Below are 26,691 nucleotides of genomic sequence, written 5' to 3' on the forward strand. Positions count from 1 at the left end.
CGTCACTCAGGCGACCGCATTCTCTTCAAGTTGCTGCATGAACTGGCGCACCCAGTCCATACGGGTTTTGCGCTCGGCCAGATCCTGCATAAACCGGAGACGGGTAGGGCCGTCGAGGCGGAAATGCTGCGGCTGCTTCTGCAACAGGCCAATCAGCCATGCCGGGTTCACGTGATTTTTCTCGTTAAATTCAATCACCCCGCCTTTTTCATTGCCTTCCAGCTTGCGGATGCCGAGTTTCTGCGCCTGCTGGCGTAAACGGGCGATATCCAGCAGATTTCGCGCCGGATCGGGCAGCAGGCCGAAACGGTCAATCAACTCGACTTTCAGCTCTTCCAGCACGTTTTCACTTTTCGCACTGGCGATGCGCTTGTAGAAGGAGAGGCGCGTATTCACATCAGGAATGAAATCATCCGGCAACAGCGACGGCATCCGCAGTTCCACTTCCGTTTGCTGACTGGTGAGATCTTCCAGCGACGGTTCACGACCCGCTTTCAGTGCATCCACCGCGTTTTCCAGCAACTCCATGTACAGCGAGAAGCCGATGGTTTCCATCTGCCCGCTCTGATCTTCGCCGAGCAGTTCACCCGCACCACGGATTTCCAGGTCGTGCGTCGCCAGCGCGAAACCGGCACCCAGGTCTTCCAGCGAGGCGATCGCTTCGAGACGTTTTTGCGCATCGGTGGTCATCGCTTTCGGGTGCGGCGTCAACAGCCAGGCGTAGGCCTGATGGTGTGAACGCCCCACGCGCCCGCGCAACTGGTGCAACTGCGCCAGCCCGAAATGATCCGCGCGTTCGATGACAATGGTGTTTGCCGTCGGAATGTCGATCCCGGTTTCGATGATGGTGGTACAGACCAGCACGTTAAAGCGCTGGTGGTGAAAATCATTCATCACCCTCTCAAGCTCACGCTCGCGCATCTGCCCGTGACCAATCGCAATACGCGCTTCCGGCACCAGCTCCGCCAGCCGATCCGCCGCTTTCTGAATATTTTCCACGTCGTTGTACAGGTAATACACCTGGCCGCCACGCAGCACTTCACGCAGAATCGCTTCGCGAACCACCAGGCTGTCGTATTCACGCACAAACGTTTTCACCGCCAGACGGCGTGCCGGTGGCGTGGCGATAATCGACAGGTCACGCATTCCGCTCATCGCCATGTTCAGCGTTCGCGGGATCGGCGTTGCGGTCAGCGTCAGGATATCGACATCCGCACGCATCGCTTTAATGCGCTCTTTATGACGCACCCCGAAACGGTGCTCTTCATCGACGATCAGCAGACCGAGATCTTTCCACTTCACATCACTTTGCAGCAGCTTGTGAGTGCCAATCAGAATATCGATTTTGCCTGCAGCGGCTTGCTCCAGCACCTGTGTCTGCTCTTTGGCGCTACGGAAACGGGAGAGCATTTCGATACGTACCGGCCAGTTGGCAAAGCGGTCGCGGAAGTTGTCAAAGTGCTGCTGCGCGAGCAGGGTCGTCGGCACCAGCACCGCGACCTGTTTGTTGTTTTCCACGGCCAGGAAGGCGGCGCGCATGGCTACTTCCGTTTTACCAAAGCCCACGTCGCCGCAGACCAGACGATCCATCGCCAGCGGCTGGCACATGTCGCTGAGCACCGCGTTGATGGCCTGCGCCTGATCCGGCGTGGTTTCGAAGGGGAAGCTGTCGCAAAACAGCTGGTACTGCTCGCGGTCGTGCTTGAAGGCAAAACCGGATTTCGCCGCGCGCTGGGCATAAATATCCAGCAACTCAGCAGCGACATCGCGGACTTTCTCGGCCGCTTTCTGCCGCGCCCGCGCCCAGGCATCACCGCCAAGCTTATGCAGTGGCGCGTTATCTTCCGCACCGCCCGCATAACGGCTGATCAGGTGCAGCGAAGATACCGGTACGTACAGCTTTGCATCGCCCGCGTAGGTCAGCATCAGGTATTCGCCCTTGATACCCCCCGCTTCGAGCGTGGTGAGCCCGGCATAACGCCCGACGCCGTGCTCCAGATGCACCACCGGCTGACCCGGATGCAGCTCCGCGAGGTTACGAATGAGGGTGTCCGGGTTGATGGTCCGGCGGCTGTCCTGACGGCGCTGCGCCACGCGCTCGCCGAGCAGGTCGCTTTCACAAATGAGCGCCCGGTTGCGCAGGGTATCAATATAACCATGTTCCGCCGCGCCGAGCATCAGGTAACGGCCGCTGGCAGTCGCCTCTTCAAGAAGAAGGATACGCTTCGGCGCCAGCTTGATGCGCGCCAGCAATTCGCCCAGCGCTTCACGACGGCCCTCACTTTCCACGGAGAAAATCACCGGACCAGTAAAGGCTTCAAGGAATTTACGTAAGTTATCCAGCGGTGATTTTTGCTGCGCCTGAACGGCGAGATCCGGCAACGTCTGGTAACCCAGATTCTGATGCGCGGCTTTCTCCGTCAGGTGCTCTTTTTTCAGCTGAACGCGGGGCCATTTTTTCAGTTCGCTGAACAACGCGTCAGTACGCAGCCAGAGTTGCTCGGGCGGCAGCAGTGGGCGCATCGGATCGACGCCGCGGCTTTCAAAGCGTGCCTGCGCCTCTTTCTGAAAACGATCCGCGCTGGCCTCAAGATCGCCGGTATTCACCAGCAGCGTACTGGCCGGGAAATAGCTGAACAGGGTTGGCAGCGGCTCGCTGAAAAACAGCGGCTGCCAGTATTCGATCCCCGCCGGGAGCGTGCCTTTGCTGACCTGCTGGTAGATATGTTCGGCGTCGCGTTTGACGTCAAACTTATCGCGCCACTGGCTGCGGAATAACTCAATGGCGGCTTTGTCGGTCGGAAACTCATGCGCAGGCAGCAAGTTAATGGCGTCGACTTCTTCCAGCGTGCGTTGCGAATCGACATCGAACAGACGCAGGCTGTCGATTTCATCATCGAAGAAATCGAGACGGTAGGGCTGTTCGCTGCCCATCGGGTAGAGATCCAGCAATGCGCCGCGGGTGGCGTATTCGCCGTGTTCCATCACCTGATCGACATGCCGGTAACCGGCGCTGTCGAGTTGCGCGCGCAGGGCATCGCGCGAAAGCTGTTGCCCTTTTTTCATCACCAGCGCATGACCGTGAAGGAAACTGTGCGGGCATACGCGCTGCATCAACGTACTCAGCGCGACGATAAGCACGCCGCGCTGCATGGTCGGCAACTGATACAGCGTAGAGAGGCGGGAAGAGATGATTTCCTGATGCGGAGAAAAACTATCGTAGGGGAGCGTTTCCCAGTCCGCGAGGTTCATCACCAGCTCATCGGTAAACTGCCTGACTTCATCCTGCAACCGCAGCGCGTTCTGCATATCCGGCGCAATTAACACCACAGGACCGCGATGACGTTCAATGATTTCGGCAACTTCGGTCGCACAGGCGGCGCCGGTTAACTCGCCCAGCAGACGCTGCTCGCCTGCTTTTGCGGGCAGGACGTATCGTTGTTTTTCAGGCATAAATGACATCAGTATCTCGTAAGGATTTGCCCCGAAGTATGGGGGCAAATCGCTGAAATTCAATGCTGATTATTATCCCCGATCGTTACACATTAGCAAACGTTCGTGAGGGGGGCGTAAAAAGCACATCGCCAAACACCGCACGGGAGAGGCGGCGCGCCGCAAGCCCGGCCAGCACGCACAACCCCAGCGACAGGAACGGATAGACCAGGATTAGCCCCAGTTCGACGGCGGCGGAATCATTCGTCGCGGTCAGATAATGCAGCGCCGTCAGGCTGAAAATCTCCACCAGAATGCGATGTGTGGTGTAGATAGCGATCGTATTGGAACCTATTACATTCAGCAAACCCGCTTCCCGCGGCTCGATGCGACGTCCGACGGCGTAAAACAGCTTCATGATCATGAAAATCGACAGCAGCGACAGAAACAACGGCGTACGGGCAAACCAGGTGACCACGGCGAAAACTGCCGCTGCCGCGAGCAGTAGCCAGTAACGGCGCAGGTTGAAGCACTTCATCCACTCCATCAGCGCGGTGCCGTACCAGGCGCCCAGCGCATAGTAAATCACATTACGCAGCACGCTGTTCATTCCCCACCACGGTGAAGGGAGGAAATTAATGGCGATGCTGAGTAACGCCAGTGCGATAAGCGTCGGCGCTTTGAAGCGGTGTGTGACTTTGCAGAAGATGAAGTAGACCACCAGCGCGTAGAGGTACCACAAGCTGGTGCTGGCGGTCAGCATACCGTGCAGAAATTCGCTGGTATTGCCCGCATAGGCGGCATTGGACGCCTCGCTCAGATCGCGCTCCGGCGCCAGCCAGAGGTTGATTTCACTCAGCGCCAGCCATTGCAGTATGCCCCACAGCATCAGCACATAGAAAATCGCCCAGATGCGCTTGTTAAACCCGTCACGCCAGCTGACGTCGTCAATATAACGACGGATCAGAAAGCCTGAAATAAAGAAGAATACCGGCATACGAAACGGCGCCAGATACAAATTAAAGTAAACCCAGCACTTCGCCAGCGTCTCTGACCAGGGATGATGGAAGCCGCTCAGGTGGGGATAGAAGGTGATCACCGAGTGATACACTACCACCAGACAGATGCATAATCCCTTGATTTGGTTGATCCACAACGCTTTTTGTTTCATCGCGCTCAATGCCTTTCTTTGCCATAAATGAAAGAGGGATCGTGCCGGGCGCAGCGCGCTGAGTAATGAGTAACATTCTGTATTTTGTTCATTTTCAGATTAAGATCAGGCCCGTCAGATCTGACTTCTCAGATTTACGCTCCGCGCTTTCGCTTATATACTCGTGCATCTGCTATCAGTAACCAGACGGATTACATGTACCAACCTGTCGCACTATTTATCGGCCTTCGCTATATGCGCGGGCGTGCAGCGGACCGCTTCGGTCGCTTTGTCTCCTGGCTGTCGACTATCGGCATCACCCTTGGCGTGATGGCGCTGGTGACTGTGCTGTCGGTGATGAACGGCTTTGAACGCGAGCTGCAAAACAACATTCTGGGGCTGATGCCGCAGGCCATTCTTGGCGCGAAGCAGGGGTCGATTAACCCGCAGACGCTGCCGTCAGACGCGCTGAAATTACAGGGCGTGAACCGTATTGCGCCGCTCTCCACCGGTGATGTAGTGCTGCAAAGCGCGCGTAGCGTTGCGGTAGGCGTGATGCTGGGTATCGATCCGGCACAAAAAGATCCCCTGACGCCGTATCTGGTGAACGTCAAACAAACCGATCTCGAAGCGGGCAAATACAACATCATTCTTGGCGAGCAGCTTGCCGGTCAGCTGGGCGTGAAGCGCGGCGAGCAAATCCGCGTGATGGTGCCTTCCGCCAGCCAGTTCACCCCGATGGGGCGCTTGCCGAGCCAGCGTCTGTTCACCATCATCGGTACCTTTGCCGCCAACAGCGAAGTGGACGGTTATCAGATGCTGGTGAATATTCAGGACGCCTCGCGCCTGCTGCGCTATCCGGCCGGGAATATCACCGGCTGGCGTCTGTGGCTGGATCAGCCCTTACAGGTTGATACCCTGAGTCAGCAAACGCTGCCGGAGGGCACGAAATGGCAGGACTGGCGCGATCGCAAAGGCGAACTGTTCCAGGCCGTCCGGATGGAAAAAAATATGATGGGGCTGCTGCTGAGCCTGATCGTCGCCGTCGCGGCATTTAACATCATCACCTCGCTGGGGCTGATGGTGATGGAAAAACAAGGCGAAGTCGCCATTCTGCAAACGCAGGGGCTTACGCCGCGTCAGATCATGGCGGTCTTTATGGTGCAGGGCGCCAGCGCCGGGATCATCGGCGCGCTGCTCGGCGCACTGCTTGGCGTGCTACTTGCCAGCCAGCTCAATAACCTGATGCCGGTCATCGGCGCGTTCCTGGATGGCGCGGCGCTACCGGTTGCCATCGAACCGCTGCAGGTAGTGCTGATCGCGCTGGTGGCGATGGCGATTGCTTTACTTTCTACGCTTTACCCTTCCTGGCGCGCTGCCGCCACTCAACCCGCTGAGGCATTACGTTATGAATAAGATCCTGTTGCAATGCGACAACCTGTGCAAACGCTATCAGGAAGGCTCGGTCCAGACGGATGTGCTGCACAACGTCAGCTTCAGCGTGAAGGAAGGGGAGATGATGGCGATTGTCGGCAGCTCCGGCTCCGGTAAAAGTACGCTGCTGCATCTGCTGGGCGGGCTGGATACACCCACCTCCGGGGATGTGATTTTCAGCGGTCAGCCGCTGAGCCAGCTTTCTTCCGCGGCAAAAGCGGAGCTGCGTAACCGCGACCTGGGCTTTATCTACCAGTTTCACCATCTGCTGCCGGATTTTACCGCGCAGGAAAACGTCGCGATGCCGCTGCTGATTGGCCGGAAAAAACCGGCGGAAATCCAGCAACGCGCACTGGCGATGCTGGAAGCGGTAGGGCTGGGACACCGGGCGAATCACCGGCCGTCTGAGCTTTCCGGCGGTGAGCGTCAGCGCGTGGCGATTGCCCGTGCGCTGGTGAATAATCCTCGTCTGGTGCTGGCGGACGAACCAACCGGTAACCTCGACGCCCGCAACGCTGACAGCATTTTCCAGTTGCTCGGTGAGCTCAACGCCTCGCAGGGAACGGCGTTTCTGGTGGTGACGCACGATCTGCATCTGGCGAAGCGCATGAGCCGCCAGCTGGAGATGCGTGACGGTCATCTGTCGGAAGAAACGACCCTGATGGGAGCAGATTAATGGCTTCCCCGTTATCGTTATTGATTGGCTTACGCTTCAGCCGGGGGCGTCGTCGTAGCGGCATGGTGTCGCTGATCTCGGTGATTTCCACCGTCGGGATTGCCCTCGGGGTGGCAGTATTGATCGTCGGTCTGAGCGCGATGAACGGCTTTGAGCGTGAGCTGAATAACCGCATTCTGGCGGTGGTGCCGCACGGCGAAATTGAGCCAGTCAACCAGCCGTGGAACGACTGGAACGTCGCGCTCAGCAAAGTGGAAAAGGTCAACGGTATTGCCGCCGCTGCGCCGTATATCAATTTCACTGGCCTGATCGAAAGCGGCAGCAACCTGCGTGCCATTCAGGTGAAGGGCGTTGAACCGGCGCAGGAGAGCCGTCTCAGCGCACTGCCGAATTTCGTGCAGAATAACGCCTGGGCCAGCTTTAAAGCGGGCGAACAGCAAATCATCCTCGGCAAAGGCATTGCCGATGCGCTGCATGTAAAGCAGGGCGACTGGGTGTCGATCATGATCCCCAATTCCGACGACGAACATAAGCTGCTGCAACCAAAACGCGTGCGCCTGCACGTCACCGGGATCCTGCAACTGAGCGGTCAACTGGATCACAGTTTTGCGATGGTCCCCTTGCAGGATGCGCAGCACTATCTCGATATGGGCAGCAGCGTCACCGGTATCGCTATTAAAGTGAATGATGTGTTCAGCGCCAATAAACTGGTGCGGGACGCGGGCGAAGTGACCAACAGTTACGTATATATTAAGAGCTGGATAGGCACCTACGGCTATATGTATCGCGATATCCAGATGATCCGCGCCATCATGTATCTGGCGATGGTGCTGGTGATCGGCGTGGCCTGTTTTAACATCGTCTCGACGCTGGTGATGGCGGTGAAAGATAAGAGCGGCGACATCGCTGTGCTGCGTACGCTCGGGGCTAAAGACGGCCTGATCCGCGCCATTTTCGTCTGGTATGGTCTGCTCGCCGGGTTGCTGGGGAGCCTGATTGGCGTGGTGATTGGTGTGATTTGCGCCTTCCAGTTAACGCCGATTATCAAAGGCATTGAATCGCTGACCGGCCATCAGTTCCTGTCCGGCGATATTTATTTTATTGACTTCCTGCCGTCTGAACTGCACTGGCTGGATGTCTTTTATGTGCTGGTCACCGCACTGTTGTTGAGTTTGCTGGCAAGCTGGTATCCCGCCCGCCGCGCCAGTCGAATAGATCCAGCGAGGGTGTTAAGTGGTCAGTAATTTCGTCATGGTTTGACGGCTCTGCCGCCAAATCAGAAAGAGGAATGCGTTATGTATTATGGATTTGATATTGGCGGCACTAAAATTGCGCTGGGCGTATTTGATGACAATCTGCGCTTACAGTGGGAAACCCGTGTTTCCACGCCGCGCGACAGCTACGACGAATTTATAGAAGCCATCGCCGCGCTGGTGGCGCAGGCCGATGCGCGCTTTGGCGGCCAGGGTTCGGTGGGCATCGGCATTCCCGGCATGCCGGAAACGGCAGACGGCACGCTGTATGCCGCCAACGTTCCTGCTGCCAGCGGAAAACCGCTGCGGGCGGATCTCAGCGCACGGCTCGGGCGCGATGTTCGTCTCGACAACGATGCCAACTGTTTTGCGCTCTCCGAAGCCTGGGACGACGAATTTACCCAATATCCGCTGGTGATGGGGCTGATCCTCGGCACCGGCGTCGGCGGTGGGCTGGTGCTGAACGGCAAGTCGATCACCGGGCACAGCTACATTACCGGCGAGTTTGGTCATATTCGCCTGCCGGTGGATGCCCTTGAGGTGGTCGGCCGCGATTTCCCGCTGACGCGCTGCGGTTGCGGGCAACTGGGGTGCATCGAAAATTATCTTTCAGGCCGGGGTTTTGCCTGGCTGTACGAACATTTCTACCAACAATCACTCTCGTCACCCGACATTGTTGCTCTCTGGCAGCAGGGTGATGCGCGTGCGCGTGAGCACGTCGAACGCTATCTGGATTTGCTTGCCGTTTGTCTTGGCAATATTCTGACTATAGTCGATCCTGATCTGCTGGTAATTGGCGGCGGATTGTCTAATTTTAGTGCCATAACAGAGGGCCTTGCGGCACGTTTGCCGCGTCATCTGTTACCCGTCGCTCGTGTGCCGCGCATTGAACAGGCGCGCCACGGGGATGCAGGAGGAATGCGCGGAGCCGCGTTCCTCCATCTTACTGACTAATAACAGGGGTTGTGTTGTTATGCTGACGCGTCGCTTACATCGACTGAGTCGTTTTCGCCGTAACAAACGCCGGCTGCGCGAACGTCTGCGTCAGCGGATTTTTTTCAGAGATAAAGTGATGCCGGAAGCGATGGAAAAGCCGAGAGTCGTTGTGCTGACCGGGGCGGGGATTTCCGCCGAATCCGGGATCCGCACGTTCCGCGCGGCGGACGGGTTATGGGAAGAGCATCGGGTGGAAGATGTGGCGACACCGGAAGGTTTCGCCCGCGATCCGGCGCTGGTACAGGCGTTCTATAACGCCCGTCGTCACCAGTTACAACAACCGGAAATTGCGCCGAACGAAGCACACAAAGCGTTAGCGCGTCTGGAAGAAGCGCTCGGCGATCGCTTTACGCTGGTGACGCAGAACATTGATAACCTGCATGAAAGAGCCGGGAGCCAGCGTGTGATCCATATGCACGGCGAACTGCTGAAGGTTCGCTGTTCATGGAGCGGCCAGGTGCTGGAATGGACGGGTGATGTCACGGCTGACGATAAATGCCACTGCTGCCAGTTTCCGGCGCTGTTGCGCCCGCATGTGGTGTGGTTCGGCGAAATGCCGCTCGGTATGGATGAGATCTACAGCGCGCTGGCAACGGCGGATGTGTTTATCGCCATCGGCACGTCGGGCCACGTCTATCCTGCCGCCGGTTTTGTGCATGAAGCGAAACTGCATGGCGCGCATACCGTTGAACTGAATCTCGAACCAAGCCAGGTCGGCAGTGAGTTTGAAGAGAAACATTACGGACTGGCAAGCCAGGTGGTGCCTGAGTTTGTCGAGAAATTACTGAAAGGACTGTGATCAGTGATTCACCCTCTCCAGAGCGGAGAGGGTGATGCTATTACCGGCCCGCTTTCAGCTTCTGGTAGTAATCTTCATAAAGACGGCTGGCATCGCCGACGTCGTTCTGCCATTCGCCATGTTTGATGGTTTCCGCATCCGGATAAAGTGACTTGTCATTCGCCACTTCCGGGCTCAGCAATTTACGTGCTGCCAGGTTTGGCGTCGGGTAGCCGATGGTTTCCGCCACCTGTTTTGCCACATCAGGGCGCAGCAGGAAGTTAATCAGTTTCAGCGCACCATCAACGTTTTTCGCATTAGCCGGAATAGCAAGGCTGTCCATCCAGAAAATACCGCCTTCCTGCGGCCAGACCACTTCCAGCGGCGTGCCTGCCTGACGCGCCACATACGCAGAGCCGTTCCACACCATCCCCAGATTCACTTCCCCTTCCATGTACGGGTTCGCCGGGTTATCGGAGTTGAACGCCGCCACATTCGGCATCAGCTTTTTCAGCTCGTTATAAGCCGCTTCAATCTCTTTCGGGTTGGTGGTGTTACCGGAAAGCCCCAGCTTGCGCAGCGCCACCTGGAACACTTCACGGGCATCGTCGGTCAGCAGCAGGCTGCCTTTGTATTCCGGTTTCCATAAATCAGCCCAGCGGGTGACGGTTTTCGGGTCAATCGCGTCGCTGTTCACGCCAATGGTGGTTGCGCCCCAGATATACGGGATGGAATAGTCGTTACTCGGATCGAACGGCTTGTTGAGCATGTCAGGATCGAGATTATGGAAGTTGGTCAGCTTCGTTTTGTCGATCTTCTGAATCATGCCTTCTTTGCGCATTTTGTCGACGAAATAGGTGGAAGGCACCACCAGATCGTACGCGCCGTCTTTATAGGTTTTGAGCTTGGCGTACATGGTTTCATTCGATTCATAGGTCGAATAGATAACCTTAATGCCCGTCTCTTTCGTGAATTGCTCCAGCAGTCCCGGCGGCACATATTCCGTCCAGTTGTAGAAATAGAGCGTTTTGCTGTCGTCCGCGTGTGCCGCGTTCATGCCCAGTGCGAGAGCGCCTGCCGCGAGCAGGTGGCGTGACCATTTTTTCATTTTAACGTCCCCTGAATAGCGAGCCTCACAGGCTCTTTGTTTTATCTCGAGCAATAACCTGGCTGGCAATGACCATCACCAGCGACAGAACCAACAGAATGGTCGCCAGCGCGTTCACCTCAGGTGACACGCCGACTTTCACCATTGAGTAAATTTTCAATGGCAGAATTTCATAACCCGGCCCGGTGACGAATGACGAAACGACAACATCGTCCATCGACAGGGTAAAACTCAGCAGCCAGCCCGCCGCGACGGCAGGCATTGCCAGCGGCAGAATGATTTTGCGCAGAATGGTTATCTCGCTGGCGCCGAGATCTTTCGCCGCTTCCAGCATCCGCACATCAAAACCGTTCAGTCGCGAAAAGACCGTCACCACCACAAAGGGCAGGCAGAAGGTGATGTGCGAAAACAGCAGCGACCAGAAGCCTAACTGGACACCCAGCAGCATAAACAGCACCAGCAGGGAAATCGCCATCACGATATCCGGCGACATCATCACCACGAACAGCATGCCGCTGACAAAGGGCTTACCGCGAAAACGGTAGCGATACAGCGCGACGGCAGTGAGTGAGCCAATCAGTGTCGCAAAAGTCGCAGAGAACACCGCCATGGTCAGTGAGTGCTGTGCGGCCTGCAGCAGGCTGTCGTTATTCAGCAGCAGGTTATACCAGTCAGTGGTAAACCCCTGCCAGTTGATGCCGAAACGCGAATGGTTAAACGAATTGACGATCAGGATAATGATCGGGATATACAGGTAAGCGTAAATGGCGGTCATGAAACCGCCGCGAAGCAGTCGGCCGATCATTCCAGTTCCACCTTTTTATTCAGCATGCGTGAGACGCGCCAGTACACCAGCAGCATCAGCCCCATCACCACGGTCAGCGTGATGCTGGTGGCGGCACCGAACGGCCAGTCGCGGATATTGAGGAACTGGCTCTTGATGACGTTACCCACAAGCAGGTTTTTCGCACCGCCCATCAGATCGGAAACGTAAAACAGCCCCATCGCCGGGAGCATCACCAGCAGGCAACCGGCAACGATCCCCGGCATGGTCAACGGGATGATGATCCGGGCAAAGGTCTGGAATTTGCTGGCGCCCAAATCTCTCGCCGCTTCCAGCAGCGGTTTATCCAGTTTTTCAATGCTGGAATAAAGCGGCATCACCATAAATGGCAGCAGAATATACACCAGACCGATAATCACCGCGCCGGGGGTATACATGATGCGCATCGGCGTATCAATCACCCCCAGCCACAGCAGAAACTCGTTAAGATAGCCTTTGGTGCTGAGGAAAATTTTCAGGCCGTAGATGCGGATCAGCGAGTTGGTCCAGAAGGGGACAATCAGCAGAAACAGCAGCAGTGGCCGGACTTTTTTCGGCAGTTTAACCAGAAACCACGCAAAGGGATAACCCAGCACCAGACAGGCGAGGGTGGCGATCACCGCCATATTCAGCGAGTGCATCAGCACATCGAAATAGAGCGGATCGAGCAGGCGCGTATAGTTGTCCAGCGTAAAGACCAGGCTGACGAAACGGGTATCGTCGCGGGTCAGAAAACTGGTGCCAATGATCATCAGGTTGGGCAGGAAAACGAACAACACAAGCCAACCGACGATAGTGACGATCACCACATTCTGGAATTTACTTGTGTTCTTCATCAGCCAGTACCACCTCCCAGCTTTCTACCCAGTTGATCGCCATTTTTTGATCGAGGGAGTGGTCAAAATCCGGGTCGTCTTCGTTGAAGAACTCGCTGACCAGCACCATTTTACCGCTTTCCAGCTCGACCACCGACTCCAGCGTCATCCCCTTGTAGTTACGCTCGCGTACGTAACCGATCAGCCCTTCGATGTGGTTGTCATGGTTGATTTCATCAACGCGTAAATCTTCCGGACGTAACAGCACATTCAGCTTCTGGCCTGTCTCAACGGCAAAATTGACGTAGATATTACACTCGCGGCCTTCCACGTTCGCGCGAACGCGGTGTTCGTCGAGACGTTCAATCACCGTGGCGTCGAAGTGGTTTATTTCGCCGATGAAGCTGGCGACAAACAGGTTTTTCGGCTCTTCATAGATTTCACGCGGCGAACCGTCCTGCTCAATACGACCGTCGCGCATCACCACGATGCGGTCGGACATGGTCAGCGCCTCTTCCTGGTCATGAGTGACAAACACGAAAGTGATGCCAAGCTTACGCTGCAGGGCTTTGAGTTCGTTCTGCATCTGCTTGCGCAGCTTATAGTCGAGCGCGGAGAGGGATTCATCGAGCAACAGCAGGCGCGGTTTGTTGACCACGGCGCGGGCAATCGCCACACGTTGTTGTTGACCACCGGAGAGCTGATGCGGTTTGCGTTGCGCGAACTCTTCGAGCTGCACCATTCGCAGGGCGTCAGTCACACGCGGAGGGATTTCAGCCGCCGGGGTTTTTTGCATTCGCAGACCAAAGGCGACGTTTTCAAAAACCGTCATGTGCGGGAACAGCGCGTAACTCTGAAAGACTGTGTTGACGTGGCGATCTTCAGCGGGAACATCAGTGATGTCGTGGCCTTCAAGGTGGATCCTGCCGACATCAACATTTTCCAGCCCGGCAATCAGGCGCAGTACAGTGGTTTTACCGCAGCCAGACGGCCCCAGCAGGGTGAGAAATTCACCGTTTTTGATGGTCAGATTCAAATCTGCGATGACTGCTTTCCCATCAAAGCTTTTGCAAATCCCCGCCAGATGTACCAGCGGTGACAGCGAACACGGTTGTGTAGTCAATTTTTTACTCTGTCCCTTATCAACGCAACGGAAATTGCCGATGCGGGGTGTGTGGTTAACCACCTTGGTGACTCTTAATGAGGGCGGACATTCTACGGCAAACCACAGTAATCTCCAATCCTTGTTATACATTGATAAGCGACCTTTATTTCATTTCATCGCGGAATGAAAAAAATTGGCGCTTGCAGGTCTAAAAGTGACCTGACGCAATATTTGTGTTTTCGCGCTTCCTGATAATGTTGTCACAAAAAATGAGGGTGACTACATGGATAAATTACTTGAGCGTTTTTTACAGTACGTTTCTCTGGATACGCAGTCTAAGCCTGGCGTGCGTCAGGTACCGAGCACTGAGGGACAGTGGAAGCTGTTGCGTCTGCTCAAAGAACAACTGGAAGAGATGGGACTGGTTAACGTCACCCTGAGTGATAAAGGCACCGTAATGGGGACGCTGCCCGCCAACGTGCCAGGTGATATCCCGGCGATTGGATTCATTTCTCACGTCGATACATCGCCGGACTTCAGCGGTAAAAATATCAACCCGCAGATCGTCGAGAACTACCGCGGCGGTGATATTGCCCTCGGTATTGGTGACGAAGTGCTTTCACCAGTGATGTTCCCTGTGTTGCATCATCTGCTGGGTCAGACGCTGATCACCACCGACGGTAAAACGCTGCTGGGAGCCGATGACAAAGCCGGTGTCGCGGAAATCATGACCGCGCTGGCGACGCTGAAAGGGAAAAATATCCCGCACGGTGATATCCGCGTCGCGTTTACCCCGGACGAAGAAGTGGGCAAAGGGGCGAAGTTTTTTGACGTTCCCGCGTTTGACGCTCAGTGGGCGTATACCGTGGACGGTGGCGGCGTCGGTGAGCTGGAGTATGAAAACTTCAACGCGGCGTCCGTGACCATCAAAATAGTCGGTAATAACGTACATCCCGGAACCGCAAAAGGGGTGATGGTGAACGCCCTGACGCTGGCGACGCGCATTCATACTGAAGTCCCGACGGATGAAACGCCTGAAACCACAGAAGGTTACGAAGGGTTCTACCACCTCGCCAGCATCAAAGGCTCGGTGGACCGCGCCGAAATGCACTACATCATCCGCGATTTTGACCGTAAGCAGTTTGAAGCGCGCAAACGTAAGATGATGGAGATCGCCAAAAAAGTCGGTAAGGGTCTGCATCCGGACTGCTACATCGAACTGGTGATTGAAGACAGCTATTACAATATGCGCGATAAAGTCATGGAGCATCCGCATATTCTGGAGATCGCCCGCCAGGCAATGCAGGATTGCGACATCGAACCGCAGCTGAAACCCATTCGCGGCGGCACCGATGGCGCCCAGCTCTCTTTCATGGGACTGCCGTGCCCGAACCTGTTTACCGGCGGGTATAACTACCACGGTAAGCACGAGTTCGTGACGCTGGAAGGCATGGAAAAAGCGGTGCAGGTGATTGTGCGAATCGCCGAGTTAACCACAAAACATTAAAGCTGGGCGGTTAGATAACGTAGGCCGGGTAAGGCGTAGCCGCCACCCGGCAAAAGGCAAGGATTCGCCCATATGTCAAACTATCGCCGTTCATACGTTAATGGCGGCACCTGGTTTTTCACTGTTAATCTGCAAAATCGACAAAGCGATCTGCTAATACGTCATATTCAGATGCTTCGTGACGCTGTGCGCACGGTTAACCGACAGAAACCCTTCAGGATTAACGCCTGGGTGATTTTGCCGGAACATATGCACTGTATCTGGACGCTGCCAGAAGATGACAGCGACTATTCCGGTCGCTGGCGTGATATTAAGAAGACGTTCACCAAAGGAATCAATGCGGTCGGGATCTGGCAACCGCGTTTTTGGGAACACACCATTCGTAATGAAGAAGATTACAGGCGACACATGGATTACATCTATATTAATCCGGTGAAGCATGGGTGGGTTCGTCTCGTCAAGGAATGGCCCTATTCAACGTTTCATCGTGACGTTCGAAATGGGTTATACCCGGGAAATTGGGCAGGCGAGGTGGATAATATGGATGCGGGAGAGCGGAAGTAAAATGCCCGGTGGCGCTGACGCTTACTGGGCCTACAATACTACGCGTCGCTGGTGGGTTTAATCCTCAAAAAACCAATAACCGCTATTGACCAGCGCGGCGAGCATGGCGAGGAACGGCGGATCCTCCAGCGCATCACCAAAGTGGCTGTCGTTCAGCACGATGTGGCTGGCCAGTGCTTCCAGTGCCGGACGGTGCGGCGAGTCAATCTTTTCGCCATTCACATAAACCTCGCCATCGATGCGCAGCACGCGCAACCCGCCGAGACGTACCAGCTTGTCGCCTTGCTTCAGCGCATCATAGATCTCATCTGGCTGATAAGGCGGCTCCGGCGGCGCGATATCCAGTTCATGACGGGACTGGGTAACAAACTCGCCGAACCACTGATTAAAGTGCTCAGGCTGATTAATCAGCGACAGCATCATTTCGCGCAGGCGATCAAGTTCTGACGGCAGAATATCCGCAGGGTGATCACGCCCCGGCACGTCAGGATCGGTATAGCGCAGACTGCCCAGCTCGCGTTGCAGCACGTAGTCGGCAAAACCGCTGATCATTTCCCGGCCGCTCGGTGCGCGGAAACCGACGGAGTAGTTCAGCGAGTTCTCCAGCGAGTAACCTTCGTGCGGGAATCCCGGCGGAATATACAGAATATCGCCGGGCTCCATCTCTTCATCAATGATGGCGTCAAACGGATCCACCTGCAGCAGGTCAGGATGCGGGCAGTGCTGTTTCATCGGCACTTTTTCGCCCACGCGCCAGCGACGACGGCCGGTGCCCTGAATGATAAACACGTCGTATTGATCAAGGTGCGGGCCAACGCCGCCGCCGGGCACAGAGAAAGAGATCATCAGATCGTCGATGCGCCAGTCAGGCAGTGCGCGGAAAGGGCGCATCAGTGCGGCGGTCGGTTCATGCCAGTTGTTGACCGCCTGAACCAGCAGCGACCAGTTGCTTTCACCCAGATGATCATAGCTCTCGAACGGACCATGGCTGACCTGCCATTTGCCGTCGAGATGGCTGACCAGACGACTGTCGACTTCGCTTTCCATCGCCAGCCCCGCCAGCTCATCAGGGGTGATGGGATCGAGAAAATTAGCAATGCCCCGCTTCAACACCACCGGACGTTTTTGCCAGTAGCGTTCGATAAAGTCGGGCCAGTTGAGTGTTAAGTGATAGTCCATATTTATGATTCCGCAGGCAGGTAGCTGAGACGGATTATAACGGAACCTGCTGCAGAACGATGCAGGCGCCGTTAAATTTATGTCATACGGATGTTTCTTTGCTTCCGCTATGCTGGCGGCCAAAAATCACTTCCATGCGCGCGCCGCCCAGCGGGCTGTCGCCTGCGCTGATGCTGCCGTCGTACTGCTCGGCGATTTCACGTGCCACGGAAAGCCCGACACCCTGGCCGGGGCGCAGCGTGTCCGCCCGCTGACCGCGGTCAAACACCAGCGTGCGTTTGCCGCGCGGGATGCCGGGACCATCATCTTCAACAATAATATGCAGATGATCATCCGTCAGGCGCGCCGAGACCTCGACAAACTCAAGGCAGTATTTACAGGCGTTATCCAGCACGTTGCCCATCACTTCCATAAAGTCATTTTTCTCGCCGACAAAGCTGGTCTCCGGCGAAATATCGAGCGAGAGGTTTACCCCTTTACGCTGATAAACTTTGTTCAGCGCCGAGATGAGGTTATCCAGCAGCGGCGCCACCGGGTGCAGTTCACGGCTGAGGATCCCGGTACCGCCGCGCATGCTGGCGCGATGGAGAAAGTAACCAATCTGCTGCGAGATGCGGCTGATCTGCTCCAGCATCACCGGCTCGGCCTCGCTAACGGTCAGCTTTTCACTGCGTAACGAGCGCAGCGTGCTCTGCAGAACGGCCAGCGGTGTTTTCAGACTGTGGGTCAGATCAGTGAGGGTGGTGCGGTATTTGTCATAGCGCTCGCGCTCGCTTTTCAGCAGACGGTTCAGGTTTTGCACCAGACTGGTGAGTTCGCGGGTGGTTTCCGGGTTCAGCGCCTCACGGTGATGCTCTTCCAGTTCGCGCACTTCCCGCGCCAGCGCCTCAATGGGCCGCAGGCTCCACCACGCCGCCAGCCACAACAGCGGGATCACCAGCAACAGGTTGGCGGCCAGCACGTACACAAACCAGCTCCACACCATGTATGAACGCTTGAGTTCGATAGGGATGGTATCGACCACCACAATCGTCAGTTCCGGCATACGGGCGGTTGCCGGGTAGATATTCACCGCCACCGAGTGGGTCATTTCTGAATCGTCATGACCTTCACGAATTTCATTAAGCTGCTGCTGAACTTCGTGATCGCTACGGATCAGCGCACTGCTGGCGTTGATATCGGCCTCTATTTCGTGAAAACCGTTGGTTTTCAACCAGTCCGGGCTGATGCGCTCAACCAGCCACGGCACGTCCTGTTGCGTCCACAGCAGTTTGCCATGCCTGTCGTAAATCAGCGCCATGGTGGGGCTTTGCAGGCTGAGATTTTCGGGCATCTCAACGCTGACCTTGCCGTTTTCCCATTTCGCCAGTGTATAGAAGAGGTTACTTTCGCCGCGCAGCAGACGGAAGGTGGTTTTATCGAAGCTGACGCTGTAGCCGACCAGCGCCACCATCCCGTACGCCAGCGACAGCACCAGCACCACAGCGGCGGTGGCGAGCAGAAAGCGGATGCGCAGGGAGAGCGGCAGAAAATGCCGTAACAGTCTGCCCATCAGCGGAGTTCGAACAGATAACCCTGGCCGCGCACGGTGGTGATCACGTCGTGCGGATACTGTGCCTGGATTTTTTTCCGCAGACGCCCCATCAGCACATCAATGGTGTGGCTCTCGCGCAATTCCGCATCGGGATAGAGCTGGAGCATCAGCGAATCTTTGCTCACCACTTTGCCGTTGTTGCGGATCAGCGTTTCCATGATGGTGTATTCAAAAGCGGTCAGTTTGATCACCTCGTCGTTAATCGACAGCTCACGACGCGACAGATCCACCTGAAACGGTGGCATGGAGATCACCTGCGAGGCCAGCCCGCTGTTGCGACGCATCAGCGCCTGGATCCGTGCGGCGACTTCTTCGATATGGAACGGTTTGGTGACGTAGTCGTCCGCACCGGCGCTCAGCACTTCGACTTTATCCTGCCAGCCTTCCCGTGCGGTCAGCACCAGCACCGGCAATGAAACGTCGTGGCTGCGCCAGCGGCGAATGAGCGACAGGCCGTCTTCGTCCGGCAGCCCGAGGTCAACAATAGCGATATCAGGAAGGTGTTCGCCGAGATAGTAATCCGCTTCTCTGGCGTCTTCTGCGGCATCCACCTGATGCCCCATTTCCTGGAGCTGTACTTTGAGGTGATGGCGTAACAGGGCGTTATCCTCAACAACGAGTACGCGCATAGCCTGACTCCCTTTTCTTTGCGATGTCTCTAGTTTAACGCTGATTATGGCGCGGTGGGGATAAACATTGCTTAAACCGGGGAGAGAGAACCCTTCTGCCCGGCGGACAGAAGGGGATGGTGCAGATTATTTGAGGTCGTCAACCATCTGAATCGCCCGGCCAATATAGTTGGCTGGCGTCATGGCTTTCAGGCGGGTTTTCTCAGCGTCCGGCAGGGCCAGACTGTCGATGAACTGTTTCATGCCTTCCGCGTCGACACGTTTGCCGCGGGTCAGCTCTTTCAGTTTTTCGTACGGCTTTTCGATGCCGTAACGGCGCATCACCGTCTGGATGGGCTCAGCCAGCACTTCCCAGTTGTGATCCAGTTCATCCAGCAGATGCTCGCGGTTCACTTCCAGTTTACTGATGCCTTTCAGCGTGGACTGGTAAGCGATCAGCGCATAGCCGATGCCCACGCCGAGGTTACGCAGCACCGTGGAATCCGTCAGGTCACGCTGCCAGCGTGAGACCGGCAGTTTACTGGCCAGATGTTGCATCACGGCGTTGGCGAGGCCGAGGTTGCCTTCCGAGTTTTCGAAGTCAATCGGGTTCACTTTATGCGGCATCGTTGAGGAACCAATCTCCCCGGCGATGGTTTTCTGTTTGAAGTGACCCAGCGAGATATAACCCCAGACGTCACGGTCGAAGTCGATCAGAATGGTGTTGAAGCGCGCGATGCAGTCGAACAGCTCAGCAATGTAGTCGTGCGGCTCGATCTGCGTGGTGTACGGGTTCCACTGAATACCCAGCGAGGAGACGAACGTTTCGCTGAATTCATGCCAGTCCACTTCCGGGTAGGCGGCGATATGGGCGTTATAGTTACCTACCGCGCCGTTGATTTTGCCGAGGATTTCCACCTGATTCAACTGACGGTACTGGCGCTCCATACGGTAAGCGACGTTCGCCATCTCTTTACCCATGGTGGATGGCGTGGCCGGTTGACCGTGGGTGCGCGACAGCAGCGGGATATCGCGATACTCCACCGCCAGCGCTTTCACTGCCGCGATGATCTGGCTCCAGTAGGGCAGGATCACTTCATCACGCGCGGTTTTTAACATCAGCGCGTGCGACAGGTTGTTGATATCTTCCGAAGTGCAGGCGAAGTGGATGAACTCAGACACAGCATGCAGCGCCGGAATATCCGCCACTTTCTCTTTCAGGAAATACTCAACCGCTTTCACGTCGTGGTTGGTGGTGCGCTCAATGGTTTTGATGCGCGCAGCATCCTGTTCGTTGAAATCAGCGACGATCTTATCCAGGTAACCGTTTGCGTCGGCAGCAAAAGCAGGAACTTCCTTGATCGCTGCGTGCGCGGCCAGTTTTTGCAGCCAGCGTACTTCAACCTGTACACGGAATTTCAGCAAGCCGTATTCGCTGAAAATCCCGCGCAGCGCGCTGACTTTATCGCCGTAGCGTCCATCGACAGGGGAAACGGCGGTCAGGGAGGATAATTCCATAAATCACAACTCCGGAGTTAAATGAGCGAGAATTTGTTTCGCCTGAGTGGTCAGGCGCTTACGGGAAAACATGAGCTGCAGTCGGCTACCGCCGACCTGGTGCCACAGCACCGCGGCACGAATACCGGCGAGCAGCGAGGCACGCACTTTGGCCTGCACCTGCGGGCTTTGCAGAACGGCGGGCGAGCCAGTGACCTGAATGCGCGGGCCCAGCGGGCTAATCACATCAACGTAGATGCCAGCCATTGCGCTGAGCAGCGTTTCAGATTGTAAGTCAAAATGGTCAAGCTGGCGTTGCAGCCCGGCAATGCGGTTACCCAGCGTATCCATTGCCCCTTTGCTGGCGGCCAGTTTACGCTCAAGCACCATCAGGCTGAGGGTATAGCGGGTCAGTTCGGCATTAAGCCCCTGACGGCTGCTGGCGTTCAGAACGCCCAACAGGGTTTCCAGACCGGTACGAAGATTGGCTTCGCTGCCGCCAAAAACGCCCAGCGTTGACGCCGGGTTCATATCGATAATGCTGTTCAGCGAAACGTGCAGGGCATCGCTATCACAATGTCCCTGATGTGCCAGTTGTTGCACCAGTCGGGCTGACTGGCAGATCCCTGCCAGCGCCAGCGTGATGTCATAATAATTCTTCGCCACACTTGCTCCTTTCTGTGCGCAATTGGCTTATTCAACAGGCAGCGGCAGACGCTGCTCGATAATCCCGCCGCCGAGGCAGACGTCGCCGCTGTAGAAGACGGCGGACTGTCCTGGCGTTACGGCGGCGACCGGCTCGTCAAAACGGACATCGATGCGATCGTCCTCTAACGCCGTAATGGTGCAGGGGATGTCAGTCTGACGGTAGCGGGTTTTGACTGTGCAGCGCAGCGTGCCCGTAAACGGCAGGCGATCAACCCAGTGCAACTGCTGGGCAATCAGCCCGACGGACATCAGGCGAGGGTGGTCATGCCCTTGCGCCACCACCAGCACGTTATTTTCAACGTCTTTATCGACCACATACCACGGATCTTCGGTCCCTTCTTTGGTGCCGCCGATGCCGAGCCCTTTGCGCTGGCCGAGCGTGTGGTACATCAGCCCCTGATGTTCGCCAATTTCATCGCCATCAACGGTAATGATTTTACCCGGCTGTGCGGGCAGGTAGCGACCCAGGAACTCACGGAATTTACGTTCACCGATAAAGCAGATACCGGTGGAGTCTTTTTTCTTCGCGGTGATAAGCCCCAGCTCTTCGGCAATTTTACGCACCTGCGGCTTTTCCAGTTCCCCGACCGGGAACAGACTCTGGGCGATTTGCTCATGGCCGAGGGTATAGAGGAAGTAGCTCTGGTCTTTGTTACCGTCAAGCCCACGCAGCAGGCGGCTTTTGCCGTCAACGTCCGCACGGCGCACGTAGTGACCGGTGGCGATATAATCCGCACCGAGATCTTCAGCGGCAAATTCGAGGAAGGCTTTAAATTTGATTTCTTTATTACACAGAATATCCGGATTCGGCGTGCGCCCGGCTTTATATTCCGCCAGGAAATGTTCGAACACATTGTCCCAGTATTCTGCGGCAAAGTTTACGGTGTGCAGTTCAATACCGAGTTTGTCGCAGACCGCCTGTGCATCGGCCAGATCCGCAGCAGCGGTGCAGTATTCCTCGCCATCGTCTTCCTCCCAGTTCTTCATGAACAGGCCTTCCACTTTATAGCCCTGTTGTTGTAACAGGTACGCGGAAACGGAGGAATCGACACCGCCGGACATGCCGACGATCACTTTTTTCTGGCTGTTATCTGACATGGAATACTCACGACATTGAACTTCAAGGCGGCGTATTCTAGCACGCGCCCCCTCACTTGACACCCTCTGTAAACGGCCAGTTAAATTCTCCGACCAGCGACAACGGGTGACGCTCACCGCTCTGCCAGCAACGGATGCTTTCGGCAACCAGCGCAGAACGCAGGTTTTTCGCGTTGAGGATCTCCTCTGCTGTCAGCCACAGGCAGCGATCGATGTCGCTGTCGTGCGGTTCAGTCGCGCACGTATCGTTAAGGTCGATAGCAAACAGGAAGCGCAGAAAGGGAGTTTTGTCCGGTGCCAGCCACTGATGCATGCGAATGAAATGCTGTGGCGTGGCGCGAATACCGGTCTCTTCCCACAACTCGCGTTCGGCGGCCTGCACCAGGGTTTCATCCGCTTCAAGGTGCCCGGCAGGCTGGTTCCACAGCGCCTTGCCATTAATCGTCTCTTCGACGACCAGAAATTTGCCTCTGGCATGCACCACGCAGGCGACGGTTACGTGCGGCTTAAACATCCGGACTCCTTGATTTATGCATCCCGCCATTCACCACTGGCGAGGTTGTCGAGTGTGTAATTGCCCATCGCATAGCGAATTAAACGCAGGGTAGGGAAACCCACATGGGCGGTCATACGGCGCACCTGACGGTTGCGGCCCTCATATAAGGTGACTTTCAGCCAACGGGTGGGGATCGATTTACGTTCACGAATCGGCGGATTGCGCGGCCAGAGCCATTCAGGTTCGTCAACCTGTTCAATGCCCGCGGGCAGGGTGGGGCCATCGTTCAGCGTGACGCCGTTACGCAGCGCGTTAATCGCTTCGTCCGTTGGTTCTCCTTCGACCTGCACGTAATAGATTTTGCCCGTTCGTTTCCCTGGCTGAGTCAGTTGCGCCTGCAACACGCCGTCGTTGGTCAGCACCAGTAAACCTTCACTGTCGCGGTCGAGTCGCCCGGCGGCATACACGCCCTGAATGGCGATATAGTCTTTCAGCGTGCGGCGTCCCGCGTCATCGGTAAACTGCGGCAGCACATCGTAAGGTTTATTGAACAAAATGACGCGCTTCGGCGAGTTATCGTTACGCGGTCTGGCGGATTGTCTTGAGCTGAATCGCTCAACCCGGTGATTTCTATAAGAAGTTTTCGGCATGGTATTTTCAGGCATGGTCAATTGCCGCATTATAGCCTAATTACGAATGCCTTTCATGGAACCAAACATTCAGGTAGTATTGACAGGCCCATTACAAATCATTAACAAAAAATATTGCTCAAACTTGTCCGCGCCTGCGGTGCGAGAGAGGAGGAGCAAACCCAGAAGCGCTCGAAGGAGAGGTTAATGGAAAGCAAAGTAGTTGTTCCGGCGGAAGGCCAGAAAATCACCCTGCAAAACGGCAAACTCAACGTCCCTCACAACCCGATTATCCCGTTCATTGAAGGCGATGGCATCGGCGTTGACGTTACCCCGGCGATGCTGAAAGTGGTGGATGCCGCTGTCGAGAAAGCCTATAAAGGCGAGCGTAAAATTTCCTGGATGGAAATTTACACCGGTGAAAAATCCACCAAAATTTACGGCCAGGACGTCTGGCTCCCGCCTGAAACGCTTGATCTGATTCGTGACTATCGCGTTGCCATCAAAGGCCCGCTGACCACCCCGGTCGGTGGCGGTATTCGTTCCCTGAACGTTGCGCTGCGTCAGGAGCTTGATCTGTACGTCTGCCTGCGTCCGGTTCGTTACTACCAGGGCACCCCAAGCCCGGTAAAACACCCGGAACTGACCGACATGGTTATCTTCCGTGAAAACGCTGAAGATATTTATGCCGGTATCGAATGGAAAGCGGACAGCGCTGACGCGGAAAAAGTGATCAAATTCCTGCGTGAAGAGATGGGCGTGAAGAAAATTCGCTTCCCTGAGCATTGCGGCATCGGCATCAAGCCGTGCTCTGAAGAAGGGACCAAGCGCCTGGTTCGCGCAGCTATCGAATATGCGATCGCTAACGACCGTGATTCTGTAACGCTGGTTCACAAAGGCAACATCATGAAGTTCACCGAAGGCGCGTTCAAAGACTGGGGTTACCAGCTTGCTCGTGAAGAATTCGGCGGCGAACTGATTGATGGCGGCCCGTGGCAGAAAATCAAGAACCCGAGAACCGGTAAAGAAATCATCATTAAAGACGTTATCGCTGACGCCTTCCTGCAGCAGATCCTGCTGCGCCCGGCAGAGTATGACGTCATTGCCTGTATGAACCTTAACGGCGACTACATCTCCGACGCCCTGGCGGCGCAGGTTGGCGGTATCGGTATCGCACCGGGCGCAAACATCGGTGACGAATGTGCACTGTTCGAAGCGACCCACGGTACTGCGCCGAAGTATGCCGGTCAGGACAAAGTGAACCCGGGTTCCGTTATCCTTTCCGCAGAAATGATGCTGCGCCACATGGAGTGGTTCGAAGCCGCAGACCTGATCGTGAAAGGCATGGAAGGCGCCATCGCTGCCAAAACCGTGACCTACGATTTTGAACGTCTGATGGAAGGCGCTAAGCTGCTGAAATGTTCAGAGTTTGGCGACGCGATTATCGCGAACATGTAATCCAGTTACTGGGTTAAATGCGAAAGGGAGTCATTCGGCTCCCTTTTTTACTGCTCTCGAAAAATTCTTCCCCAAAACTTTCCCCAAAACGTTTCCCCAAAACCCCCTCATCATGACCCTGCTTTTGTGATGACGATCACCCAGTCTTTTCCGCGATCATCGTTGTATTTATCGGTCATTTCTCTGGATTTATGCCCAAGCAGTTTTTGAGTATTCACCCCTTGTTCTCTGTAGAGTCTTTCTGACAATGAACGCTGCTCGTGGAAAGTAGGAGCTGTTCCTGTATCCCAGGTAAGACCGCTTTTATTTCTCGCTTTTTTGAAGGTGGATGTCAGTGAACTGATAGAAACCTGGTCACCACGATTGGCCCGCGATGAGGTATGTCTGAAATGCACAAGATATTTGCTCACAACGGCATCACGGCATTTAGAAATTACGTCACGCAGAGTTAATCCAATGGCATCACATTTTAAATCCAGTGGGATAGCCAGGCGGGAACCTGTTTTTTCCTGCTCAACGTGAAGCATGTCGTCCCAGATGTCTTTAAACTGCATTTTGCAAATATCACCGAGACGCTGGCCTGTAACCAGCGCTAATAACATGCCGGTCTGGAGGTATGGTTCCTGCCGTTCTGCACTGGCGTATATCGTTTTCCATTCTTCCAGTGAAAGACGCTGCCTGGTGACTTTGTTTCGTGGCTGCTTAGTGGCCAGTGCCGGGTTATGACCTGGTGGGACATGCCCACTGTGTTGCGCTTCTTTAAACACATCTATAAGAACCATACGTACAACCTGTGCCATACGGTTGTGTCCCTCAGCTTTCACGGCATCTGTTATTTCGGCAATATCAAGGGCAGAAATATCTTTCAGGTACTGCATTCCACAATGTTCACGAAATAAACGTAGAGGTTTAGCTTTTTGTTTATAGGAGTTAAGTCGAAGCTCATTGAGCTTTAGCCGCTCATCCTGGATAACCAAATATTTATCCAGCCATTCAGTTACGGTGATATCTGTTCGATTGCCCTTCATCCTAGCCAGCCGATCATTAATGCTCAGGATTTGTCTGGTGCGCTGCTCAGCGATGATTGTATTGGCTTCGGTTGCTACCTGCTTCGCCTCAGCTTCATCGGTACCGAGGCTGTGAAAACGGCCGGAAAGAGGGTGCTTATATTGCCAGTATACTTTGCCGGTCCGCTTATCAAGTTTGCAATAGAGGTTTGGCACGGCAATTTTATGTGTACGTGGTCTAGCAGCCATCGGAAATAATCCTTCGTAGTTTAGGACTGGCGCTAACAGGTAACTGCGGTGCCGCGAGTATTCCAACATAGCGTGCGCTACGATCTACCATCCAATAGCGGCCAACCTTAATAGCTGGTGGGGCGATCATTTTGCCTTTTGCGTATTTTTTCAATACACGCTCACTCGGGGCTTGCTCGCCAAATTCCTCTCTTGCCCAGTCGAGTAGGGGGATCATTCGAGACATGATTATTTCTCCACTTTACCGGCTGCATCCGGCAATTTTTTAAAACAGCAGGTACCACAACCGCCGCGGGCACCCTCAACACATACGTCACATCTGTCTACTTTTTTTGTGAACCAATGTTCTCCCTAACAGGTGCCACATATTCATAATTATTTTTTACCGCTTCCGCACAGGTAACTAATTCTTCCGGACTAATATTTTCATTAATCATTATCATCTGAAGGCGATGGATAATGGCTAGCAGCTTCAATGTTTTTCCGCCATGTTTCAGTGGTGGGTATGGTGGTACATACGTGGTCAT

At 55.3% G+C, this 26,691-nt stretch carries 25 protein-coding genes; 8 read left to right on the forward strand and 17 right to left on the reverse strand.

All coding sequences use genetic code 11. The features are described from left to right. Window positions 1–6: 6 nt before the first annotated feature. Complete coding sequence (mfd, locus tag AOY23_RS06260; protein ID WP_054178658.1) at window positions 7–3,453, reverse strand: transcription-repair coupling factor; 3,447 nt, start codon at window positions 3,451–3,453, stop codon at window positions 7–9. Window positions 3,454–3,538: 85 nt separating this feature from the next. Further along, window positions 3,539–4,603 carry an acyltransferase family protein gene (locus tag AOY23_RS06265; RefSeq protein WP_054178657.1) on the reverse strand — a complete coding sequence of 355 codons (1,065 nt, stop codon included), beginning with the start codon at window positions 4,601–4,603 and terminating at the stop codon, window positions 3,539–3,541. A 195-nt stretch (window positions 4,604–4,798) separates the two neighbouring features. Between AOY23_RS06265 and lolC the strand changes: the two genes are divergently transcribed. The 5 genes from lolC to cobB are packed head-to-tail and all read left to right on the forward strand — an operon-like array spanning window position 4,799 to window position 9,740. Next, complete coding sequence (lolC, locus tag AOY23_RS06270; RefSeq protein ID WP_072170934.1) at window positions 4,799–5,998, forward strand: lipoprotein-releasing ABC transporter permease subunit LolC; 1,200 nt, start codon at window positions 4,799–4,801, stop codon at window positions 5,996–5,998. Continuing rightward, window positions 5,991–6,692 (forward strand): lipoprotein-releasing ABC transporter ATP-binding protein LolD, encoded by a 702-nt coding sequence (gene lolD, locus AOY23_RS06275; RefSeq protein ID WP_054178656.1) that lies wholly within the window; start codon window positions 5,991–5,993, stop codon window positions 6,690–6,692. The genes lolC and lolD overlap by 8 nt, the downstream gene beginning before the upstream one ends. Further along, on the forward strand, window positions 6,692–7,936 hold the full coding sequence (gene lolE, locus AOY23_RS06280) for a lipoprotein-releasing ABC transporter permease subunit LolE (RefSeq protein ID WP_054178655.1): 1,245 nt from the start codon (window positions 6,692–6,694) through the stop codon (window positions 7,934–7,936). Before lolD ends, lolE begins: the two co-directional genes overlap by 1 nt. A 51-nt stretch (window positions 7,937–7,987) precedes the next feature. Continuing rightward, window positions 7,988–8,899: an N-acetylglucosamine kinase gene (gene nagK, locus AOY23_RS06285; protein WP_054178654.1), complete on the forward strand. Its 912-nt coding sequence runs from the start codon at window positions 7,988–7,990 to the stop codon at window positions 8,897–8,899. Window positions 8,900–8,918: 19 nt separating this feature from the next. Further along, complete coding sequence (gene cobB / locus AOY23_RS06290) at window positions 8,919–9,740, forward strand: Sir2 family NAD+-dependent deacetylase (RefSeq protein ID WP_054178653.1); 822 nt, start codon at window positions 8,919–8,921, stop codon at window positions 9,738–9,740. A gap of 40 nt (window positions 9,741–9,780) precedes the next feature. Here the strand turns inward: cobB and potD are convergent, their stop codons facing one another. Genes potD through potA form a run of 4 tightly spaced genes read right to left on the reverse strand, consistent with a single transcriptional unit; the run spans window position 9,781 to window position 13,630 of the window. Next, window positions 9,781–10,827, reverse strand: a complete 1,047-nt coding sequence (gene potD / locus AOY23_RS06295; RefSeq protein WP_054178652.1) for a spermidine/putrescine ABC transporter substrate-binding protein PotD — start codon at window positions 10,825–10,827, stop codon at window positions 9,781–9,783. Window positions 10,828–10,852: 25 nt separating this feature from the next. Further along, complete coding sequence (gene potC, locus AOY23_RS06300) at window positions 10,853–11,632, reverse strand: spermidine/putrescine ABC transporter permease PotC (protein WP_054178651.1); 780 nt, start codon at window positions 11,630–11,632, stop codon at window positions 10,853–10,855. Next, window positions 11,629–12,486, reverse strand: a complete 858-nt coding sequence (gene potB / locus AOY23_RS06305; protein ID WP_054178650.1) for a spermidine/putrescine ABC transporter permease PotB — start codon at window positions 12,484–12,486, stop codon at window positions 11,629–11,631. The genes potC and potB overlap by 4 nt, the downstream gene beginning before the upstream one ends. Beyond that, on the reverse strand, window positions 12,470–13,630 hold the full coding sequence (potA, locus tag AOY23_RS06310) for a spermidine/putrescine ABC transporter ATP-binding protein PotA (RefSeq protein WP_072170946.1): 1,161 nt from the start codon (window positions 13,628–13,630) through the stop codon (window positions 12,470–12,472). The genes potB and potA overlap by 17 nt, the downstream gene beginning before the upstream one ends. A 223-nt stretch (window positions 13,631–13,853) precedes the next feature. Between potA and pepT the strand changes: the two genes are divergently transcribed. Beyond that, a complete protein-coding gene (pepT, locus tag AOY23_RS06315) occupies window positions 13,854–15,077 on the forward strand; it encodes a peptidase T (RefSeq protein ID WP_054178648.1) in 1,224 nt (407 codons plus the stop codon). Window positions 15,078–15,149: 72 nt separating this feature from the next. Next, entirely contained in the window at window positions 15,150–15,641 is a 492-nt protein-coding gene (locus AOY23_RS06320) for an REP-associated tyrosine transposase (RefSeq protein ID WP_054178647.1), read from the forward strand. A 57-nt stretch (window positions 15,642–15,698) separates the two neighbouring features. Here AOY23_RS06320 and AOY23_RS06325 read toward each other — a convergent pair whose 3' ends face one another. The 8 genes from AOY23_RS06325 to rluE form a co-directional block, all read right to left on the reverse strand. Continuing rightward, window positions 15,699–16,820, reverse strand: a complete 1,122-nt coding sequence (locus AOY23_RS06325) for a ribosomal protein uL16 3-hydroxylase (protein WP_054178646.1) — start codon at window positions 16,818–16,820, stop codon at window positions 15,699–15,701. Between the two features lie 82 nt (window positions 16,821–16,902). After that, on the reverse strand, window positions 16,903–18,372 hold the full coding sequence (gene phoQ / locus AOY23_RS06330; RefSeq protein ID WP_054178645.1) for a two-component system sensor histidine kinase PhoQ: 1,470 nt from the start codon (window positions 18,370–18,372) through the stop codon (window positions 16,903–16,905). Continuing rightward, window positions 18,372–19,043 (reverse strand): two-component system response regulator PhoP, encoded by a 672-nt coding sequence (gene phoP / locus AOY23_RS06335; protein WP_054178644.1) that lies wholly within the window; start codon window positions 19,041–19,043, stop codon window positions 18,372–18,374. Before phoP ends, phoQ begins: the two co-directional genes overlap by 1 nt. Window positions 19,044–19,169: 126 nt before the next feature. Next, window positions 19,170–20,540 (reverse strand): adenylosuccinate lyase, encoded by a 1,371-nt coding sequence (gene purB / locus AOY23_RS06340; protein ID WP_054178643.1) that lies wholly within the window; start codon window positions 20,538–20,540, stop codon window positions 19,170–19,172. 3 nt (window positions 20,541–20,543) lie between these two features. Continuing rightward, entirely contained in the window at window positions 20,544–21,185 is a 642-nt protein-coding gene (hflD, locus tag AOY23_RS06345; protein WP_054178642.1) for a high frequency lysogenization protein HflD, read from the reverse strand. 27 nt (window positions 21,186–21,212) lie between these two features. Next, complete coding sequence (gene mnmA, locus AOY23_RS06350) at window positions 21,213–22,325, reverse strand: tRNA 2-thiouridine(34) synthase MnmA (protein ID WP_054178641.1); 1,113 nt, start codon at window positions 22,323–22,325, stop codon at window positions 21,213–21,215. Window positions 22,326–22,377: 52 nt separating this feature from the next. Then, window positions 22,378–22,839, reverse strand: a complete 462-nt coding sequence (locus tag AOY23_RS06355; protein ID WP_054178640.1) for an NUDIX hydrolase — start codon at window positions 22,837–22,839, stop codon at window positions 22,378–22,380. A 14-nt stretch (window positions 22,840–22,853) separates the two neighbouring features. Continuing rightward, window positions 22,854–23,501 carry a 23S rRNA pseudouridine(2457) synthase RluE gene (gene rluE, locus AOY23_RS06360; protein ID WP_054178639.1) on the reverse strand — a complete coding sequence of 216 codons (648 nt, stop codon included), beginning with the start codon at window positions 23,499–23,501 and terminating at the stop codon, window positions 22,854–22,856. 156 nt (window positions 23,502–23,657) lie between these two features. Here rluE and icd point away from each other — a divergent pair, with 156 nt between their 5' ends. Then, window positions 23,658–24,908 carry an NADP-dependent isocitrate dehydrogenase gene (gene icd / locus AOY23_RS06365; RefSeq protein ID WP_038154441.1) on the forward strand — a complete coding sequence of 417 codons (1,251 nt, stop codon included), beginning with the start codon at window positions 23,658–23,660 and terminating at the stop codon, window positions 24,906–24,908. A gap of 110 nt (window positions 24,909–25,018) precedes the next feature. On the opposite strand, the gene AOY23_RS06370 is transcribed toward icd, so the two are convergent. The 3 genes from AOY23_RS06370 to AOY23_RS06380 all read right to left on the reverse strand — a co-directional run bounded on the left by AOY23_RS06370 (window position 25,019) and on the right by AOY23_RS06380 (window position 26,691). Further along, on the reverse strand, window positions 25,019–26,164 hold the full coding sequence (locus AOY23_RS06370; RefSeq protein ID WP_054178638.1) for a phage integrase Arm DNA-binding domain-containing protein: 1,146 nt from the start codon (window positions 26,162–26,164) through the stop codon (window positions 25,019–25,021). Next, the gene (locus AOY23_RS06375; RefSeq protein ID WP_054178637.1) at window positions 26,154–26,390 is read right to left on the reverse strand and encodes an excisionase; all 237 of its coding nucleotides are present in this window, start codon (window positions 26,388–26,390) and stop codon (window positions 26,154–26,156) included. The genes AOY23_RS06370 and AOY23_RS06375 overlap by 11 nt, the downstream gene beginning before the upstream one ends. Window positions 26,391–26,487: 97 nt before the next feature. Continuing rightward, a complete protein-coding gene (locus AOY23_RS06380) occupies window positions 26,488–26,691 on the reverse strand; it encodes a hypothetical protein (protein WP_054178636.1) in 204 nt (67 codons plus the stop codon).

It is taken from the genome of Trabulsiella odontotermitis (genome assembly GCF_001297775.1).
GTDB lineage: Bacteria > Pseudomonadota > Gammaproteobacteria > Enterobacterales > Enterobacteriaceae > Trabulsiella > Trabulsiella odontotermitis.

Bases quoted from the DNA above. Each gene is read 5' to 3' on its own strand.
- mfd (WP_054178658.1), bottom strand. From the start codon at position 3,453: ATGCCTGAAAAACAACGATACGTCCTGCCCGCAAAAGCAGGCGAGCAG.
- AOY23_RS06265 (WP_054178657.1), bottom strand. From the start codon at position 4,603: ATGAAACAAAAAGCGTTGTGGATCAACCAAATCAAGGGATTATGCATC.
- lolC (WP_072170934.1), top strand. From the start codon at position 4,799: ATGTACCAACCTGTCGCACTATTTATCGGCCTTCGCTATATGCGCGGG.
- lolD (WP_054178656.1), top strand. From the start codon at position 5,991: ATGAATAAGATCCTGTTGCAATGCGACAACCTGTGCAAACGCTATCAG.
- lolE (WP_054178655.1), top strand. From the start codon at position 6,692: ATGGCTTCCCCGTTATCGTTATTGATTGGCTTACGCTTCAGCCGGGGG.
- nagK (WP_054178654.1), top strand. From the start codon at position 7,988: ATGTATTATGGATTTGATATTGGCGGCACTAAAATTGCGCTGGGCGTA.
- cobB (WP_054178653.1), top strand. From the start codon at position 8,919: ATGCTGACGCGTCGCTTACATCGACTGAGTCGTTTTCGCCGTAACAAA.
- potD (WP_054178652.1), bottom strand. From the start codon at position 10,827: ATGAAAAAATGGTCACGCCACCTGCTCGCGGCAGGCGCTCTCGCACTG.
- potC (WP_054178651.1), bottom strand. From the start codon at position 11,632: ATGATCGGCCGACTGCTTCGCGGCGGTTTCATGACCGCCATTTACGCT.
- potB (WP_054178650.1), bottom strand. From the start codon at position 12,486: ATGAAGAACACAAGTAAATTCCAGAATGTGGTGATCGTCACTATCGTC.
- pepT (WP_054178648.1), top strand. From the start codon at position 13,854: ATGGATAAATTACTTGAGCGTTTTTTACAGTACGTTTCTCTGGATACG.
- AOY23_RS06320 (WP_054178647.1), top strand. From the start codon at position 15,150: ATGTCAAACTATCGCCGTTCATACGTTAATGGCGGCACCTGGTTTTTC.
- AOY23_RS06325 (WP_054178646.1), bottom strand. From the start codon at position 16,820: ATGGACTATCACTTAACACTCAACTGGCCCGACTTTATCGAACGCTAC.
- phoQ (WP_054178645.1), bottom strand. From the start codon at position 18,372: ATGGGCAGACTGTTACGGCATTTTCTGCCGCTCTCCCTGCGCATCCGC.
- phoP (WP_054178644.1), bottom strand. From the start codon at position 19,043: ATGCGCGTACTCGTTGTTGAGGATAACGCCCTGTTACGCCATCACCTC.
- purB (WP_054178643.1), bottom strand. From the start codon at position 20,540: ATGGAATTATCCTCCCTGACCGCCGTTTCCCCTGTCGATGGACGCTAC.
- mnmA (WP_054178641.1), bottom strand. From the start codon at position 22,325: ATGTCAGATAACAGCCAGAAAAAAGTGATCGTCGGCATGTCCGGCGGT.
- AOY23_RS06355 (WP_054178640.1), bottom strand. From the start codon at position 22,839: ATGTTTAAGCCGCACGTAACCGTCGCCTGCGTGGTGCATGCCAGAGGC.
- rluE (WP_054178639.1), bottom strand. From the start codon at position 23,501: ATGCGGCAATTGACCATGCCTGAAAATACCATGCCGAAAACTTCTTAT.
- icd (WP_038154441.1), top strand. From the start codon at position 23,658: ATGGAAAGCAAAGTAGTTGTTCCGGCGGAAGGCCAGAAAATCACCCTG.
- AOY23_RS06370 (WP_054178638.1), bottom strand. From the start codon at position 26,164: ATGGCTGCTAGACCACGTACACATAAAATTGCCGTGCCAAACCTCTAT.
- AOY23_RS06375 (WP_054178637.1), bottom strand. From the start codon at position 26,390: ATGTCTCGAATGATCCCCCTACTCGACTGGGCAAGAGAGGAATTTGGC.
- AOY23_RS06380 (WP_054178636.1), bottom strand. From the start codon at position 26,691: ATGACCACGTATGTACCACCATACCCACCACTGAAACATGGCGGAAAA.